The sequence below is a fragment of the Micromonospora sp. SCSIO 07396 genome, assembly GCF_053667945.1.
In genome coordinates, this window is sequence record NZ_CM132210.1 from 2,062,634 (window position 1) to 2,081,057 (window position 18,424).

The following is an 18,424-nucleotide window of genomic DNA, read 5'->3' on the forward strand; positions in this document are numbered from 1 at the left end:
TGAGGGGGTGCGCGGGTGCCGCCGGGGCCGGCGGCGGTGCCGTCAGCCGCCGGAAGGCTGGGGGTGCGCGGCGAAGAACCGCCAGATGGTGTCGGTGGCGTTCAGTGCGGTGGAGGGGGGATCGAGGTCGAGCAGCTTCTCCGCCCGGGGCGGGTTGGGTCGGCCGCCGGGCCACTGGTGTCCCGCGCCGGCGACGGTGATCAGCTCGACGGCGCGGCCCTGGGGGCAGCTCGCGGTGGACCTGGTGACCGGCCCGTCGGTGGTCACCTTCGGCGCGCCGCAGGAGTCGATGCTGCGCCACCGGGCGGCGAGCTCGGGGGTGGGCGGGCCGTCGATCTTCACCGGGTTACGTCCGGTGCCGCCGTTGTCGCGCCGGCCGGGCCCGCCGCCGTACGGCATGGTCTGGTCCTGCTGGCCGTGGATGTGCAGCACCGACACCGGTTTCGGGTCGGTGCACTGCCCGGTCAGCGTGCTCGCCACCGCCCCGATCGCGGCGAAGGTGGTGGTGTCGCAGACCAGCTTGTACGCCAGCAGCCCACCGTTGGAGATCCCGGTGACGTACCGGCGGGCCGGGTCGACCGGCAGCTCCCGACCGACGGTGGCGACCAGTTCGGTGATGAACCCGACGTCGTCGACACCGTCGCGGGCGGGGGCCCCGCAGCACTGTGGACCGATCGCCCAGGCCCGGTTCAGCCCGTCCGGGAAGAGCACCAGGAACCCGTCCCGGTCGGCCTGGCCGGTCCAGCCGTACGCCTGCTCGGCCTGCTCGCCGGTGCCGGCCGCGCCGTGCAGCATCACCACCAGCGGGACCCGCTTGCTCAGGTCGGCCGAGGCCGGCCGGTAGAGCCGGTAGCTGCGTTCCCGCCCGTCCACGGTGAGGGTGTGCGTGGAGCTGCCGACGGGCACGTCCGACGCCGGTCCCGCCGCGCCGGACGGTGCGCTGGCCGCCGGGCCGGTGGGGGAGCCGCTCTGGTCACGGCGGGGACTGCACCCGGCCGGGGCGGTCAGGGCGAGCAGCAGGGCGAGCGTTCCCGCGAGCCGGGCGGTGGACCGGCCGGTGCGGTGCCGCCCGACTTCAGGGCGAAAAACAGTAAAATGCATCATATCAATACTTTCGCCCGGGAATGTTCGAGCAACGTCAGGGACGCGCGAGGATTCGGCAAGGGGCACCCGGAACCGTCAGTGCCGGGGCGGGGCGGGGCAGGGCAGGCCGGGTCCGTCGGCCCGGCGACGACGCTGTCGCCGGGCCGACGTCCCCGCGCGCTCAGTAGCCCCGCAGCCGGATCAGCTCCCAACCACCCTCGGGCACGTCGTCCGTCGGGTCGGTCCGCAGGTTCATCGGGTTCGCCATGCCCAGGTACAGGGTCGGACCGTCGGCGACCATGTTGCGGATGCCGTAGTTCAGGTAGTTGCCCAACCCGGTGTTGTCCACCGTCGTCGCCGGCTTCGTCGGCGACGAGAAGGCGTACAGGTCACCGCCGTAGACCGCCTCCGGCAGGGCGCCCGCGCGCATCCCGGCCGCGTCCATCGGCGCGCGGGCCAGGTCGTCGGCCAGATCCGGCGACAGACCCAGCTCGGCGGCGGTCTCGTCGCCCAGCTCCTTGGCCAGGTAACTCCAGTCCATCGTGCCGACGTACAGCTTCCCGCCGGCCACCACCATCTTCCAGGTGTAGTTGTTGTACGGGTTGCCGAACCCGGGCGGCCCGAACTTCGGCGTCTGGTGCGTCGACTGCAACGCCCACGCCCCGGCCCCGCCGTTGGCCGCCGGGTCGTACGCCGGCAGCTCGGTCGCGCCGTACAGCAGCTCGACCTTCTCGAAGTGGGAACCGAAGTTACGGCCCCGGTAGATGCTGATCGACCGCTGGGTGTTCTGGATGGTGGCCTGGGCCGCCGCGTCGTCCGCCGGCGGGTACGTGGTCATGTGCAGGGTGGTCGCCTTCATCGGCACGTGCATCGTGCCCCAGTAGAGGAACCCGCCGTAGGAGGCCAGACCACCCAGGGCGTAGGCGCGGGCGACCACCGGGTCCGGCTCGTAGGACGACGCGCTCCACACCTGCTGCCAGCCGTCGGCGTCCTCCGGGTTCAGCCCCGGGGCCCCTGACGCCAGCAGCGGGCTCATCCACACCGCGGCGATGCTCGTGGTCGGCGCGGCGGCACCGGCGGTCGGTCCGGCCAGCTCGGCGTCCGAGCCCGGCCAGGTGGTCACGAACAAGCGCCCCTGGTGGACGGTGAGGTCGGCGGCCTGCGCCGGCAGGTTCGCCACCACCGTGAACGCGAACGGGTCGGACTTGCTCCCCGTCCAGCGCAGCACGTTGCCGCGCTCACCGCCGTTGGCCCCGACGCCCACCCCGGCGTACAGCGCCTCACCGGCCACCGTGAAGTGCCTGATGTTGCCGTACATCGGGAAGTTGCGGGAACCCAGGAACGCGCCGGTGTCGGTGTCGAAGGCGAACAGGTTGACGCTGGTGCCCAGCGCCGGGCCGCCCAGCAGGGCCACCCCGTTGAAGTTGCCCGCCGCCCGGATGCCCGCCGTGGTCTGCAACCGGTTCGCGTCGTCGGTGGAGGCCGCCTTCACCAGGTCGGTCTTCTCGGTCAGCCGGTTGGCGCGGGTGTCGTAGGTGTACAGCCGCGGCTGCCGGTGGTCGCCGAGGATGGGGGGCAGCTGCGGATTGCGCTTGGCCACCTGGCTCTCGCCGTACTCGCAGGCCCAGTCGTCGTTGACCGTCGGCGTGGTGTTGCGCAGGGCCCGTCCGCTGGTCAGGCAGTTGACGTTCGCTCCGGTGCCGAACCACAGCGTCTTGCCGGCCCGGGTCATCCCCCACAGGTACGCCTGGTTGACCTTGGCCTGGCCGGTGGCGCACGGCGGGCCGGCCGGATACGGCAGGCCGATCCCGGCGAAGCACTCGTCCGGCTGGGCCTTGGCGAGCAGTTGCGGGCTGGCCTGCTGCGCGCCGGCCACGCTGGCCGCGCTGCCGGGGTCGGCGGCGTCGAGTGGCGCGCCGAGCGCCGCCGAGGGTACCGCCAACACCGACCCGAGTCCGAGTACGGCGACGGCGGTCGACAACCGCCGTGCGGAGAACCGGAGTGGATTCACCAACAGTCTCTCTTTCGAAGGAAGGCGGACACCCGCCCCCGGGCCCGACGGAGGCGGACCCGGGGCGGGCAGGGACACACAGGGGCCGCTCAGACGGCGGCCGGCAACTTCCGGGAGGCCGGGGCGACGACCCGCGACGCCGTCCGCTCGGCCCACCCGGACGGGTCGGGGAAGTCCAGGAACCGGCCGAGGCCGGTCAGCTCGGCCACCGGGTCGGCGACCAGGTCCTCGTAGGACATCCGCAGCAGGTGATCCGGGGGCACGTCACGCAGCGCCTGGTCGGCCTGGCTGCTCATGAACGCGCACAACCCGAGGTAGCGGCGCAGGTCCGCACCCCGCTCGCGCAGCGCGTCGGGGGTCAGCCGGTCCGGCAGGTACGGCTTGAGGTCCTCCGGCACCGCCTGGTCGTCCTCGATCCGGAACGGGTCCAGGCCGCACTTGCCGAGGAACTCCACCCGCAGTTGCAGCAGCTGGAACGACGAGTGCCGGCTCATCGACCGGGCGGTGTCCTCCCAGCTGCGGGTCAGGTAGACGAACTTGCAGTCCGGAAAGCCCCGCAGCAGGTAGGGCGCCACGTGGCTGGAGCCGCCCGACCGCTCCACCCACCGGGTCTTGCCGGTCAGCACGGCGAGCAGGTCCAGGAAGTCGCGGTGGTGCTGGGTCACGGCCTGGTCGGGGAACTGCGGCACCCGCGCGGCGAGCTGGTCGAACAGCGCGTCCGGATCGGTGGTGAGCTTCGACAGGGTGATCGCCAGGATCCGGGGCAGCTCGGTCAGCCGGTCGCTCCAGCGGCCCGTCGCCGGGTAGCGGACCTCCTTCGGCGGCAGGCCGATCCGGAACAGGGTGGCCAGCTCCGCCTTGGGACTGGACAACACCTCCCAGTACTCGGCACCACTGATCACCTCGGCGCTGCGGGCCCACGGCGCCACCGACATGAAGAACTCCTGGGCCGACAGCGTGCCCGGCTCCTCGTGGATCAGGTCGGACAACAGCGTGGAACCGCACCGGCCGTTGCTGATGATGATCGACCGGCCGGTGATCGGGGTGTCCATCGGAAGACCTCCTGGATGTCGCGTCGTCATGCGGTGGTGGATTGGGTCACGTCGAGCGAGCAGGACTCGGCGAGCCAGGCGAAGACCAGCCGGCGGACCTCCTGCGGTTGGTCGATCAGCACCGTGTGCCGCTGGTCGGGCAGCACCTCGACCCGGGTCTGCGGCAGCAGGGCGCGGACCTCCGGGGCCAGCTCCACCACCGCCGAGTCACCGCCGTAGAGGCAGAGCACCGGGCAGCCGATCGCGGCCAACGCCTCGGCGGGCGGCAGCGGACTCGCCGGCAGTTCCTGCTCCAGCGTGGTGTCGGAGAGCATCCGGTGCGTCTCGGCGGCGCGTTGCGCGGCGACCCGACCCCGCCGCACCCCGATCTCGGTCACCGCCCCCTCGCGGGGCAGCCGGGCGGCGACACGGGCGAGCCGCTCGCGGACCCGACGCATCCACTGCGGGATCGGCGGCGCCGACTCGACAGTCACGATGCCGGCCACCCGCTCCGGGTGCCGGGCGGCGTACCCGAAGGCGATGGTGCCGCCGAACGAGTTGCCCAGCAACAGCAGCGGGCCGGTGACGTCCAGGGCGGCCAGCAGAGCCGTCAGGTCGTCGACGAAGTCGTCCAGGGCGTACCCGGTGGCGGGACGGTCGCTGCGCCCGTGACCGCGCAGGTCGTACAGCACGGTCGGGAAACCGGCCCGGGACAGCGGCTCGGCCAGGGTGAAGTACCAGCTCGCCATGGTGTCCGACGCCATCCCGTGGATCAGCACGGCGGTCGGCGTCGGCCCGGTCCGGCCGTCGACGGCCGGACCGGGGGGATCGAGCCGCTGCGTGTGCAGCGTGATCCCGTTCGCCCGGACCATGGTCACCGGCTGCCCGCCCCGACCTCGTCGGCCTGCGCCAGCGACTCGGCGATGTGGTTCACGAGCTGCCCGACCTTGAGTTCCCGGACGGTGTCCAGATCCAGCTTGGCGACGAAGTGGGCGAAGTTGACCGTGTCGCCGTAGCGGGTCTGGAGCCGGCCGGCGAGCGCGATGACGTCGATGCTCTCCATGCCCAGGTCCTCGGAGAACGTGGTGTCCATGGTGACCACCTGGTCGTCCGCGAAGTCGCCCAGCACGGCGTCGATCATCTCGGTGAGGTCGGCGAGGATGGTGTCCTGGGCCGAGGCCATGGGCGTTGCTCCTTCTGCTGATCGGATGGGTTGGGCGGTGCTGCGTGCCGGGTGCCGGCTCACGGCCGGGACACTCCGGGCGGGGTGGCGGGCGCGGGCTCCGGCCCCCAGGTCCAGGCGACGACGTACCGGCGCGGCGGCAGGTCCTCGGGGTTGGCGACGTCGCGGTGGCCGACCCGGTACGCCCGACCGCCGATCTCCACGGTCAGCCCCGAGTCGGTGGCCGAGTAGACCCGGAACCGGCGCGGCGAGCCGTCCAGTCCGGTGCCCTCGGCCTTGGCGACCGCCTCCTTGGCGGCCCAGAACCGGGTGAACCACAACCGTCGGGCCTCGACGTCCCCGCCGGCCAGCGAGGCCAGCAGGGTCAACTCGGCCGGGGTGAGGGCGAAGGTGAGGGTGCTCTCCGGGTGGTCGGTGACCTCCGCGACGTCGATGCCCACCCCGGGTCCCCCGGGCACCGCGTCGGGTGCCCGGCGCCTGGCGATCGCCACCCCGATCTCGGCGCAGTGCGCCAGGGAGACGTCGCAGTCGCCGAGCCCCCGGCCGGGCCGTCCGCGTACCCACGGCCGGCCGTTCGGGTCGTTGCCGACGGTCAGTTCGATCGGGTAGATGTCGGTGTGGCCGTCCTCCCACAGCCGGGCCCGCACCGCGTCCTTGGCGGCGATCCGGCCCAGCATCCACTGCTTGCGGGTCTTGGCCGGCTGCCGCTCGTAGTCGGCGTAGGCGGCCCCGCCGAGGATGCCCCGGGCGGCCATGCCCCGGGTGACCAGGTCGGTCCAGCAGTCGAACGCCATCGTCCAGCCCTCGGGCTGCAACAGCGACATCGGGTGCCGCTCGGGGAACCGCTCCGCCACCCGGGCCTGCGGGTGGCTGTCGAACCGGCGGTCCGTCGCGCCCTCGATCTCCGACCACACCCGCCCCTGGTAGCTGAGCTGGGTGTCGGCGACGAGTTTCCCGTCGTCGATGGCGCGGACCCGGGCGACGCACTCGAACGCCCGGCCGGCCGGCGGCGGCGGACCGTAGAACCGCACCTGGCCGAGCCCCACGGGCAACGCGACGGTGCGGAACGGCTGGGTGGTGATCAGCCAGTTGCCGATGAGCTGCAGGGCGTTGTCCAGCAGTGCCCCCGGTGGCACCGGCGCGGTGACGATGCCCCGTACGTGCATGTCGCCGAGCGCGTGCACCTCGGTCACGCCCTGGAACTGCGGGCCGTGGAACATCAGCCGCTCCGCGTACATCTCGGCGGCGCCGAGGGTCGGCGGGCGTTCGGTGGCCGGGTCGTGGGTCCAGACCGGCGGCGGCGGCGGGTACGCCGGGCCGACCTCGATCGTCGCCCGGGCGTACCCGGCGAAGGCGACCGCGTACCGGTTCTCCCCGGCGGTGCGGACCACGATCTCCACGTCGGTGGCCGGTTCGGCGATCAGCCATTTGTTGAACTTCGCGTCGTGCACCGCCACCACCGGGACGCCGGGCACGAGCTGCTCCACCGCCTCCATCATGTGCGCGACCAGGGCGGTCGCCGGCACCACCGGCCACCGGTCCTCCGGGTCCGGCCAGTCGTCGGGCTGCACGAAGAAGCAGTGGTCCAGCAGGTACGGCATGGTGTCCAGGGAGATCCGCCTGGTGATCCGGCCGACCTCCGTACCGGCCGCGCCGGTCGGGCGGGCCGCCGTGGGCGGCGTCGCCGCCGGGGTGACGGTCGGCTTCGCCAACGGAGCGGTGGGGGCTGCCGCCCTGACGGGGGCGGCCGGCGTGGCGGGCCGGGCCGGGGTCGTGGTGCCGGCGGTGGCCGTGCCCCGGGTGTTCTCCTTCAGCAGGGCGGCGAGTTCGGCCGCCGCGCTGGAGCCGCCGGCGAGCCGGTGCAGCGCGTCCAGCGCGGCCGCCGGGTCGCCGGACGGCGCGGCGGCGGGCTTCGCCACGCCGGGCTGCCCGGCCGCCCGTGCGGCCGGCACCGACGCAGCGGCCGGTGGCGTGGCAGCCGATGGCGCTGCGGCCGGTGGCGTCGTGGCCGGCACGCCGGTCGGCCCGGCGGCGGGCGTCGGCACGGTCGCCGCCCGGGTCACCGGGGGCGCTGCCGCGACCGGCGTCGACCCGGGCCGGCCGGGCCCGGCGACGACCGGCCGGGTGACGCCGTCGCCGGCACCCGGCGTGGCCACCGAGCCGTCGGACACGGTGACCCCGAGCAGGCCGGCGGCGTCCGCGCCGAGGCGGACCAGCGGTCCACCGAGGTCGAGCTTCAACCGGGGGCCCTTGCGGACGCCGGCCTTCGCCGCGCCGTCGACACCACCCGTGGCCGGGGTACGGCCGGTCGGGGCCGCCGGTGCGGCGGTGGCCGGCGTGGACAGCGCGCCCAGGTCCGGTGCCGCCCCCTCCACCCACAGGGCGGTGGCGACCCGGCGCAACTGGTTCAACCCGCTGCGGTGCGCGGTGTTCACCGGCATCGCCAGGTGCTCGCGTCCGCGCAGGTTGTCCCCGATCAGCGAGGCGAGCTGCCCCGCGCCGACCTGGAGGAACACCCGGAACCCGGCGGCGTACATGGCCTCGACGGTCTGCCGGAACCAGACCGGCTCCATCATGTGCCGCACGAAGATCCGGTTGACCTGCTCCTCGTCGGCGGGGAACGGCGCGTGCAGGGTCGCCGACCACACCGGCATCCGGGTCGGGTGCACCTCCCAGCGGCCCAGGGCGGCACCGATCGAGGTGAGCCCTTCGGCGAAGGCGGGGGTGTGGAACGCCGACCGGAACGGCAGCTTCTGGCACAGGATGTTGCGGGTACGCAGCGCCTCGACGAGCCGGTCGACCTGCGGCTCCGGGCCATTGACCACCGACTGCGCCGGGGCGTTGTCGTGTGACAGGACCACCCCCGGAAAGTCGCCGAGCAGCGGGGCGACCCGGTCCGCGCCGGCCCCGACGGCCGCGAAGACGTACCCGGAGACCTCCACCGAGTCGGCGTTGAACAGGTCGAGGAACTCGTCCATCGCGGCGGTGCTGATCTGGCCGCTGACCGCGGCGGCGGTCCACTCGCCGATGCTGTGCCCGGCGACCGCGTCGGGTCGTACCTTGATCCGGGCCAGCGCCGTGTCGAGCAGCTTGCCCACCTCGATCAGGCCGGCACCGTGCCGGCCCAGGTCGGCGGCGGACCACTCGCGGTCCGGCAGCCCGAAGTGGGCGGCCAGGTCGGCGGTGCGGGGGGCGAACTCCGCCTCCAGCCCGGGGAAGACGAAGGCGAGCTTGCCGGCCCCCGCGCCGAGCAGCGGCTGCGGGCTGAACCAGATGTCCCGCCCGCCCCGCCACGCCTGCCCCCGGGCCACCGTCTTGCGGGCCACCGCGAGCAGCTTGTCCGTCGGGTTGACGATGCCCAGCCGGGTCTGCGGCGGAGCCTCCCCGCCGGAGCGGGCGGCCAGCTCGACGCCGATGCGGCGTACCTCCTGGTCGTCGCGGTCCAGCAGCTCGGCGAGCCCGGCCGGGTCCGACGCGGCCAGCCAGAGCACCTGGTCCGGCTCGTCGACCACGGCCCGGCCGGCGGCCGGGGCGGTCAACCCCACCACCGGCTCACCCACCGACACCGGGGCCTGCTCGATGATCAGGTGGGCGTTGATCCCGCCGAACCCGAACGCGTTGACCCCGGCCCGGCGCGGGCCGTCGCTCTCCCACGGGCGGGCGGTGTCGATCGGCGCGAACCGGGTCGCGGCCATCTCCTTGCGCGGCGTCTCACAGTGCAGGGTGGGCGGGAGCACCCCCCGGTGCACCGCGAGCGCCGCCTTGATCAGACCGGCCACCCCGGCGGCCGGCATGGTGTGCCCGATCATCGACTTCACCGAGCCGATCACCGGGCGCGGCCCGCCGGTGTACGGGCCGAACACCTGCGCCACCGTGGTCAGCTCGGCGGCGTCCCCGGTCGGGGTGCCGGTGCCGTGCGCCTCCAGCAGCCCCAGCGCGTCCGGGGCGGTCGGGTCGAGCCCGGCGGACTCCCAGGCCCGCCGGATCGCCAGCACCTGGCCGGAGACGGCCGGGTTGAACATGCTCGCCGACTTGCCGTCGCTGGACACCCCGCTGCCGCGGATCACCGCGTACACCCGGTCGCCGTCGCGCACCGCGTCGGCGTACCGCTTGAGCACCACCACGCCGGTGCCCTCGCCGATCAGCAGCCCGTCGGCGGCGGCGTCGAACGGCCGGATCTCGCCCCGCCGCGACAGCGCCCGGAGCTGGTTGAACACCGACCAGAAGCTGATGTCGTGCACGTGGTGCACGCCACCGGCGAGCACCGCGTCCAACCGGCCGTTGAGCAGCTCGGTGATGCCCTGGTCCACGGCGATCAGCGACGAGGCGCAGGCGGCGTCGATGGTGTACGCCGGGCCGCGCAGGTCGAGCCGGTTGGCCACCCGGGAGGCGGCCAGGTTGGGCACCAGGCCGATCGTCCCCTCCGGCTGGTACGGCCCGAGCCGCTCGTCGAACTTCTTGCGCAGCAGCTCCAACCGGGCCGGGTCGACGTCGGGGATCAGCTCCCGCAGGATGCTGACCACCTGGCTGGACATCCGCACCCGCTGGGCGTAGCGGGCCTGGGCGGGGCTGAGGATGCCGCCCCGGCCGAGGATGACGCCGATCCGGTCGCGGGCCGGGAGCCGGTCCCCGCCGCCCGCATCGTCGATCGCCGCGGCGGCCACCTCCAGCGTGATCAGCTGGTCCGGCTCGATGTCGCCCACCGAGGCGGGCATCACCCCGAACCGCAGCGGCTCGAAGGTGGCGAACTCGTCGACGAACCCGCCACGCCGGCAGTACATCCGGTCGGCCCGGTGGGACTGCTCCGGGTCGTAGAACTCCTCGTCCCAGCGGTGCGCGGGGACGTCGGTGATCGCGTCGACCCCGCCGATCAGGTTGCGCCAGTAGCTCTCCAGGTCACCGGCGGAGGGCATCAGGGCGGCCATCCCCACGATCGCGATCTGGCCGGGCGCAGCGGCGCCGTTGTTCATCGGTTCCTCCGACGGGTGGGGCGGGTGGGGGCGGGACGGCTCATCGACGCCCTCACCACCCGGAGGCGGTGTAGACGACCGAGGTGACCGACGCGTCGGCCCAGGCCAGCTCGCGCAGCAGGGCCAGCGCGCCCTCCTCCGGGTCGATCAGGCCGATGCCGCGCCGGGCGTACTCGCGGCTCAGTTCGGCGGTGACCATGCCGCCGTGGCCGGCACCGGGCGCCCACGGCCCCCAGTGGACGGTCACGGTGCGCACCCCGGTCCGGGCCGCGTAGCGGGTGCCGATGGCGTCCAGGGCGTCGTTGGCCGCCGCGTAGTCGGCCTGTCCCCGGTTGCCGTAGGCGGCGGCGATGCTGCCGAAGAAGACCAGGAACCGCGGCGCGCCGGGCAGCGCGTCGAGACCCGCCAGCAGCCCCCGGGCCCCGTCGACCTTGGTGTCGAAGACCCTGGTGAACGACGCCGGGTCCTTCTCGGCGATCAGCTTGTCCTCGATGATCCCGGCGGCGTAGACCACCCCGTCGAGGCGGCCGTACTCGGCGTGGATCGCGGCCAGCAGCGCGCGGGTCGCCGCCGCGTCCCGGACGTCCAGGGCGTGGTAGCGGACCTCGCCACCCAGCTCGGTCAGCTCGGCGATCGTGGCGGTCACCTCCCGGGCCGCCAGGACGGCCTGCGCGGTGCGGGAGATCTCGGCCGGCGAGGACAGCCCCCGCCGGGCCAGCACCCCGACCAGCGCGGCACGGTCGGTGGCGGCGGCCAGCTCCGGGTCCTCCGGGCCGGACGGCAGCGGGGTACGGCCGACCAGTTCGATGCGGCAGCCGCTGGCCGAGGCGAGCGCCCGGGCGAACCACGGGGTGATGCCCCGTGCCCCACCGATCAGCACCACCACCGAGTCGCGTTCCAACCCGATCGCGGCGGCCTCGGACACCCCGTCGCCGGCCGGTCCGGCACCCCCGGCGGCCAGCGCGCCCAGCTCGACCGGGACCAGGTCGGCGACGTAGCGCCCGTCGCCACGCCTGGCGACCACCGGGGCGTCGGCGGCGGTGAGCAGTTCGTCGAGCAGTTGCCGGGCCAGCACCTCCGGCGTCGCCGCCGGGTCCACCGCCACGAACCGGGCGGTCAGCCCCGGGTACTCGCGGGCGATCGTGCGGAACAGGCCGGGCATGCCGTCGGCCGCGCCGGCGACGTCCTGCGCCCCGGCGGCGAGCAGCCAGCGCGGTCCGGCGGCCAGGGCCCGCTGCAACAGCGGGAACACGGCGGGCAGCAGCGGCTCGTCGAGGTTGGTCAACCCGTCGAGCACCAGCACCCCGTCGAAGCCCTGGTCGGCCTGCTCGCTGTCGAGCACGCCCAGCTGGCCGCCGGCGCCGTGCGCGCCGAGCAGCTCCGCCAGGTACGCCCCGACCGGTCCGCCTCCGGTGATCAGGAACCGCATCCCGGCGAGCGTGCCCGGGTCGACGCGCTGTCCGGGCTGGACGCTCTCCCGGGCGACCAGCCGCTTCGGCGCGATCCCCACCCCGACCTCGGTCGGTGCGGGCGACGCGGCGGGTGCGACGGCCGGCGCGGCGACGCTCGCCGGCGGGGCGGCGGGCACGGCGGCCGGCGCGGCGACGGTCACCGTCGCGGTGACTGTCGTGTTCATCTTCTGGTCGAGCCAGGTGACCATGGCGCGGACGGTGCGGGCCTTGACGAGGTCTTCGAGTTCGCTTTCGTCGCCTTCGACGCTGAGGGAGAGGCGTTGGGCGACCTCGCCGGCGACTTCGGCGCGCTTGATGGAGTCGATGGAGAGGTCGGCTTCGAGGTCGAGGTCGAGTTCGATGAGGTCGACCGGGTAGCCGGTGCGCTCGCTGATCACGGTGAGGATGGCCTGCTGGAACTCCGCGAGGCTGGCCCCGGCGGGCGCGGCGGCCACGGCGGCGGGCACGGCGGCCACGGCCGGCGCGGCGGCCGGTGCCACCGTCGGGGCCGGGGCGAGCGCCAGCGGACCGGTCGTGCTGGCCGAGACGTGGACGGTGCCGCTCATCTTCTGGTCGAGCCAGGTGACCATGGCGCGGACGGTGCGGGCCTTGACGAGGTCTTCGAGTTCGCTTTCGTCGCCTTCGACGCTGAGGGAGAGGCGTTGGGCGACCTCGCCGGCGACTTCGGCGCGCTTGATGGAGTCGATGGAGAGGTCGGCTTCGAGGTCGAGGTCGGGCTCGATGAGGTCGACCGGGTAGCCGGTGCGCTCGCTGATCACCGCCAGGATCGCCTGCTGGAAGTCCGCTGCGGTGACGCCGATCTGGTCGCCCGACGGCAGCGCGGCGGTCAGCGTGGCGGTGGTGGTGACGGTGCCGCTCATCTTCTCGTCGAGCCAGGTGACCATGGCGCGGACGGTGCGGGCCTTGACGAGGTCTTCGAGTTCGCTTTCGTCGCCTTCGACGCTGAGGGAGAGGCGTTGGGCGACCTCGCCGGCGACTTCGGCGCGCTTGATGGAGTCGATGGAGAGGTCGGCTTCGAGGTCGAGGTCGAGTTCGATGAGGTCGACCGGGTAGCCGGTGCGCTCGCTGATCACCGCCAGGATCGCCTGCTGGAATTCGGCCATGCCCGGTCCGGCCGGTGCGGCGACCGGGGCGACGGGCGCGGCGACGGGAGCGGCGACCGGCGCGGGGATCGCGACGGGACCGCCGACCGCGGGGGAGACCGGCATGACGTCCGGGGTGACCGGTCGGGGCCGGGCGACCGTCGGCGCGGGGGCGATGGCCAGCGCGGTGCCGCCGTTGGACCCGGCCACGGTGGGGGCCGGGGCGGGGCGCGGGGTGGCGGCGGGGGTCGGGGCCGGCGCGGGGGCGGCGGCGGGCAGCGACCGGGGGGCCGGGGCGGGCGTCGGCGTGGGTGCCGGCCCGGCGTACCCCTCGACCCGGTACGTCCCGGTGGGTTCCCCGGCGGGCCGGCTGCCCCCGTCCCCGGGGTCTCCGAGGAAGGCGAGCATCACGTCCCGCTGGGTGGCGATCATCTCCCGCGTGGTGCGCAGGTACTCGCTGAGCAGCTCGCCCCGGATGTCCCGGACGGTGGCCGGCGCGGGCTCGTCGACGGTCCGGACGTCCCGGACGGTCGACGGTGCGGGGCCGCTGACGGTGCCGGTGGCGGCGCCGGGGGTGGTGGCGGTGCCATTGGCAGGGGTCATCGACAACTCCTTGATCCGTCGGGGAGGGGTCATGCCACCGGGAAGACAGTTGCCGTGCTGGTCCCGGACGAGTTGGCCGTCGACCGTCCAGAGCGGACGACGGGTCGGTGCGGTGGTGGCGGTGCCGTCCGCGATCCGGCCGTGGAACAGCCAGTCGGTGCGGACCGGGGTGCCGGCGCAGGCCAGCTCGGCGACCGAGATCAGGAACCCGCGCAGGCCGTCGGCCGGGCCGCGTTCGCAGGCGACCGTCTGGTGCGGCCGGTCGCCGAGCACCGCCTGCACCAGCCGGCTGAGCACCTGGCCGGGGCCCACCTCGACGAACAGCCGGGCGCCCGCGGCGTACATCGCCTCGATCTGCTCGACGAAGCGCACCGGCGCGCCGATCTGCTCGGCGAGGTGGTGGCGGACCTGGCCGGCGTCGCCGGAGTACGGGGCGGCGGTCAGGTTCGACCAGACCGGGATGCGCGGCTCGCTGATCGACCTTTCGGCGAGCACCTCGGCGAAGGTCTCCACCGCGCCGGCCACCACCGGGCTGTGGAAGGCGCAGGCCACCGGGATGGCGCGGGCCGACAGGCCGGCCTCCTTGAGCGCGACCACCGCCGACTGCACCTTCGCCGTCGGGCCGGAGACCACCACCTGCTGCGGGGCGTTCCGGTTGGCCAGCACCACCTCGCTGGTCAGGCCGGCCCCGGCGAGCACCTGGGCGACCTGCTCGGCGCTGGCGGCGACCGCCGCCATGGTGCCCGGGTCCTCGCCGCAGGCGTCGAGGATGGCCGCCGCCCGCTGCCGGCTCAGGTCGAGCAGGGTGGCCGCGTCGAACGCCCCGGCGACGCAGAGCCCGACGAGTTCGCCGTAGCTGTGGCCGGCGGTCATGTCGGGTCGGACGCCGAGGCGGCGCAGCAGGTGGTCCACGGCGAGCCCGCCGATGCCGAGCACGGGCTGGGCGGTCCGGGTGTCGCGTACCGCGTCCTCCTGGGCGCGGCGGGAGTCCGGGTCGAACGCGGCCGGCGGGAAGAGCAGCTCCGCGGCGGCCTTGTCGAGTTCGAGGTAGTGCCGCAGCTCGGGGAAGGTGACGAAGAGTTCCCCGAGGGCGCCGGGGCGTTGGCTGCCCTGGCCGGGGAAGAGGAACGCCACCTGGCCGGGCCCGACCGGGTCGACCCCGCTCGGCTGGACCAGGCCCCGGGCCGGGTCGTGCTCGCCGGCCAGCGCCCGGTGCAGCAGGGTCTCCAGTTCGGTCAGGTCACGGGCGACCACCGCGACCTGGGTCGTCCCGGGCCGGTTGGCGGCCTTGGCGGCGACCGAAGCGGCCAGCTCGGCCAGCCGTCCCGCCCGGTTGCCGGGCCCGTCGGCGGCCAGGCGCTCCAACAGCTGCCGGACGCCCTGGTGGGCGGCGGCCCGGTCGGTGCCCCGGAAGCAGAACAGTTCGGCCGGCCAGATCCGTTGCGCGTGCCGGGGTTCCGGCGCGTTGGCGTGGGCGCTGAGCACGACGTGGAAGTTGGTGCCGCCGAAGCCGAACGCGCTGACCCCGGCGATGCGCTCGGCGGCCGGCACCGGCCACGGGCGGGCCTCGGTGAAGAACGCGAACGGGCTCTGCTGCGGGTGCCAGGCCGGGTTGGGTCGTTCCAGGTGGATGGTGGGCGGCCGGATGCCGTGGTAGAGGGCGAGCGTCGCCTTGATCAGGCCGGCCAGCCCGGCGGCGCACTTGGTGTGCCCGATCTGGGACTTCACCGAGCCGAGCGCGCAGCTGCCCGGTTCGGCACCGGCCTCGACGAACATCTTGGTGAGCGTCTCCAGTTCGGTGCGGTCGCCGACCACCGTGCCGGTGCCGTGCGCCTCCACCAGCCCGACCTCCCGGGGGGAGATGCCGGTGCGGTGGTAGGCCCGGTCCAGGGCCCGCCGCTGCCCGTCGGGGCGCGGCGCGGTCAGGCCCAGGGCCCGCCCGTCGCTGGCCCCGCCGAGCCCCTTGATCACGCCGTAGATCCGGTCACCGTCGCGTTCGGCGTCGGCCAGCCGCTTGAGTACGACGCACGCGACGCCCTCACCGAGGGCGATCCCGTCACCGGTGCTGTCGAACGGGCGGGACCGTCCGGTGGGGGACAGCGCGTGCGCCGAGGTGAACATCAGGTAGTCGTTGACCCCGTTGTGCAGGTCGGCCCCGCCGCAGATCATCAGGTCGCTGTCACCGGCGACCAGTTCCTTGCAGGCGGCGTCCATCGCGGCCAGCGACGAGGCGCAGGCGGCGTCGATGGTGTAGTTCGGCCCGCCCAGGTCGAGCCGGTTGGCGACCCGGCCGGCGATCACGTTGGCCAGCACGCCGGGGAAGCTGTCCTCGGTGACCGTGGGCAGCAGCTCCTCCATCTGCTCGGGCACCTCGCCGAGGTACGCCGGCAGCATGGTGCGCAGGGTCTGCGCGTGGCCCATGTCGCTGCCGGCCTCCGCGCCGAACACGACGCCGGTGCGGGCGTGGTCCGCGCCGGGTGCGTCGTACGGGTAGCCGGCGTCGACCAGCGCCCGGTGGGAGACCTCCAGGGCGAGCAGCTGGGTCGGGTCGATGCTGCTCAACGCGGCCGGGGGGATGCCGTAGCCGATGGCGTCGAACGGGACCGGGTCGATGAACCCGCCCCACTTGGAGACGCTGATCCGGCCGGTCTGCCCCGGCCCGACCTCGGGGGCGTAGTAGTGCTCGGTGTCCCAACGTTGCGCCGGGACCTCGGTGACGGTGTCGACGCCGCTGAGCACCGTACGCCAGAAGCTGTCCAGGTCGGGGGAGCCGGGCAGCATGCAGGCCATCCCGACGATGGCGATGTCCAGCGGCGCGGGCGGCTCCGCGATCTCGACGGCCGGCGGCGTGAGCCGGGCCCGCAGCGCGTCGAGCCGGTCGGCGTGGAAGCCGCGGACCCGGGTGGTGACGTCGTCGTGCAGCTCGGCGACGGTGGTGGCGCGGTCGCGCAGCACGGCTACCTGGCCGGCCATGAACAGTCCCTCGCTGGCCTGGACGCTCTCGTCGACGGACTCGACGACGTCGCCCGAGCGGCGTAGGCCCTTGCTGGCGATCCGCAGCCGGCCGACGTTGAGCAGTTCCAGCTGCTCCCACACCTCGCGGTTCTCGGCCCCGGCACCTTCGAGCTGGGTGCGCAGCTGGTGGAAGTCGTCGACGAACGGGGTGTGCAGGCAGCGGGTGGCGTGCCCGGGGGCGGTCTCCAGCAGCGCGGTGTGCTCTGCGGTGAGCGCCTCACGCTGGAACAACGGCTGGACCGCGCCGTGGGTCACGGCCTCGGCGGTGAACAGGTAGGCGGTGCCCATCAGCACGCCGATCCGGGCGCCCCGGCGGGCCAGCGGGGCGGCCATCGTGGCCACCATCGCCGCCGACCGGGCGTCGTGCACCCCACCGGCGAAGAAGATCTGCAGCTGGGCGCCGGCGGCGGGATCGGTGTCGAGGTACTCGTCGAGCACCGCCAGCTGGGCCTCCCACAGCGGGAAGCTCGCCCGGGGTCCGACGTGCCCGCCGCACTCGGCGCCCTCGAAGATGAACTTGCGGGCGCCGGAGCGCAGGAACTGGCGCAGCAGGCCGGGGGAGGGCACGTGCAGGAAGGTGCTGATCCCCTGCTCCTCCAGGGCGCGGGCCTGTGGCGGCCGGCCACCGGCGATGATCGCGCAGGCGGGCCGGATCTCCCGGATGACCTCCAGTTGGGCGGCGCGCAGCTCCTCGGGGGCGAAGCCGAGCACCCCGACGCCCCACGGGCGGTCGCCGAGCTGGGCGGCGGTCTCGGTGAGCATCCGGCGGCACTGGTCGGCCGAGTTGAGGGCGAGCGCGATGAACGGCAACGCGCCGCCGTCGGCGACGGCGGCGGCGAAGGACGCCTCGTCGCTGACCCGGGTCATCGGGCCCTGGGCGACGGGCACCCGTACCCCGAGGGCCTCGGCCAGGGGGGCGTGCGGCTGGAGCAGGTCGGCGGCGTCGGGGCCGTCGACGGCGTCGAGCATCGCCGCGCGCATGCCGCGTACGGCGGTGGCGGTGTCGGCCCAGCGGTCGGCGAAGGCCGCCGCCAGCCAGCCGTCCTGGCCGACCGGGAGCAGTTCGCTGTCGCCCTGGTGCGGGCCGCCCCGGCGGATGCCGCGTACGCCGTCGCGCAGCACGGTCTCCGAGCCGTCCATCCGCCTGATGACTGCCTGTACGTCGGCCGGCAGCTCCGATTCGGGCATCAGGGCGAGCTGGGTGTCCAGCACCACGCCGGCCGCGCCGCCGACCAGGCAGGCCCCGGCGGTCCGTGGGCCGATCCCGCCGGCCACCCAGACCGGCAGGTCCAGGGTGTCGTCGGCGACGAGCTGCTGGAGCAGGACGAAGGAGCTGAGTTCGCCGACCCGGCCGCCGCCCTCCATGCCGCGGGCGATCAGCCCGTGCGCGCCGGCCTGCGCCGCGGCGTGGGCCTCAGCCCGGCTGGTCACCTCGACCAGCACCCGGTGGTGGGCGGTGATGTCGGCCAGCGGCCACGGGCTCGTCGGCTCGACCACGATCAGGTCCACCCGGCCGTCGGCGGCGCGCTGCACCTCGGCGGGGGTGGCCCGGCAGCCGGCCGGGACCCGGACGCCGATCGGGGCGGACGACCAGCTGGCGGCGCGGGCGAGCGCCCGCAGCGACCAGTCGTCGCCGGTGGCCAGGTCGATGATGCCGCGCCCACCACCGGCTGCGGTGGCGGCCGTGATCCGTGGGCCGGGTTCCAGGACGCCGACGGGGTTGACGACCAGGATCAGGTCACGTGTGTACGGTGCGCTACTCATCGGGCTCCCACTTCGGTCGCGAAGGATCGCGTGCTGACTAGGGGATCTGCCGGCAGAGGACCGGCGAGCGCGGTGCTGATTTGCCGCAGTCAATGTCGCGCTGCGTCACAATCTAGCGGCGACCAGTTACAGCCCGGTTAAATCCAACGATCATCGGGCTCTGGATGAAGATTTCCTACCAAGGCTACCGGATATGACGTCGGGTTAACC

At 74.2% G+C, this 18,424-nt stretch carries 7 protein-coding genes; all 7 read right to left on the reverse strand.

The window, feature by feature from the left end; translation table 11 throughout:
- Window positions 1–42: 42 nt before the first annotated feature.
- Window positions 43–1,101: an extracellular catalytic domain type 1 short-chain-length polyhydroxyalkanoate depolymerase gene (locus tag ACWCHM_RS08810; RefSeq protein WP_239486487.1), complete on the reverse strand. Its 1,059-nt coding sequence runs from the start codon at window positions 1,099–1,101 to the stop codon at window positions 43–45.
- Window positions 1,102–1,264: 163 nt separating this feature from the next.
- The gene (locus ACWCHM_RS08815) at window positions 1,265–3,094 is read right to left on the reverse strand and encodes a hypothetical protein (RefSeq protein WP_454223044.1); all 1,830 of its coding nucleotides are present in this window, start codon (window positions 3,092–3,094) and stop codon (window positions 1,265–1,267) included.
- 89 nt (window positions 3,095–3,183) lie between these two features.
- Entirely contained in the window at window positions 3,184–4,146 is a 963-nt protein-coding gene (locus ACWCHM_RS08820) for a sulfotransferase domain-containing protein (RefSeq protein ID WP_204961990.1), read from the reverse strand.
- 26 nt (window positions 4,147–4,172) lie between these two features.
- Window positions 4,173–4,997: an alpha/beta fold hydrolase gene (locus tag ACWCHM_RS08825; RefSeq protein WP_239486494.1), complete on the reverse strand. Its 825-nt coding sequence runs from the start codon at window positions 4,995–4,997 to the stop codon at window positions 4,173–4,175.
- A 2-nt stretch (window positions 4,998–4,999) separates the two neighbouring features.
- The gene (locus ACWCHM_RS08830; RefSeq protein ID WP_088647663.1) at window positions 5,000–5,308 is read right to left on the reverse strand and encodes an acyl carrier protein; all 309 of its coding nucleotides are present in this window, start codon (window positions 5,306–5,308) and stop codon (window positions 5,000–5,002) included.
- A gap of 59 nt (window positions 5,309–5,367) precedes the next feature.
- A complete protein-coding gene (locus tag ACWCHM_RS08835) occupies window positions 5,368–10,278 on the reverse strand; it encodes a beta-ketoacyl synthase N-terminal-like domain-containing protein (RefSeq protein WP_454222026.1) in 4,911 nt (1,636 codons plus the stop codon).
- A 52-nt stretch (window positions 10,279–10,330) separates the two neighbouring features.
- Window positions 10,331–18,214, reverse strand: a complete 7,884-nt coding sequence (locus ACWCHM_RS08840) for an SDR family NAD(P)-dependent oxidoreductase (RefSeq protein WP_454222027.1) — start codon at window positions 18,212–18,214, stop codon at window positions 10,331–10,333.
- Window positions 18,215–18,424: the final 210 nt, after the last annotated feature.

Excerpts from the sequence above, each read along its gene's own strand:
- ACWCHM_RS08810 (WP_239486487.1), bottom strand. The coding sequence starts at position 1,101 with ATGCATTTTACTGTTTTTCGCCCTGAAGTCGGGCGGCACCGCACCGGC.
- ACWCHM_RS08820 (WP_204961990.1), bottom strand. The coding sequence starts at position 4,146 with ATGGACACCCCGATCACCGGCCGGTCGATCATCATCAGCAACGGCCGG.
- ACWCHM_RS08825 (WP_239486494.1), bottom strand. The coding sequence starts at position 4,997 with ATGGTCCGGGCGAACGGGATCACGCTGCACACGCAGCGGCTCGATCCC.
- ACWCHM_RS08830 (WP_088647663.1), bottom strand. The coding sequence starts at position 5,308 with ATGGCCTCGGCCCAGGACACCATCCTCGCCGACCTCACCGAGATGATC.
- ACWCHM_RS08835 (WP_454222026.1), bottom strand. The coding sequence starts at position 10,278 with ATGAACAACGGCGCCGCTGCGCCCGGCCAGATCGCGATCGTGGGGATG.
- ACWCHM_RS08840 (WP_454222027.1), bottom strand. The coding sequence starts at position 18,214 with ATGAGTAGCGCACCGTACACACGTGACCTGATCCTGGTCGTCAACCCC.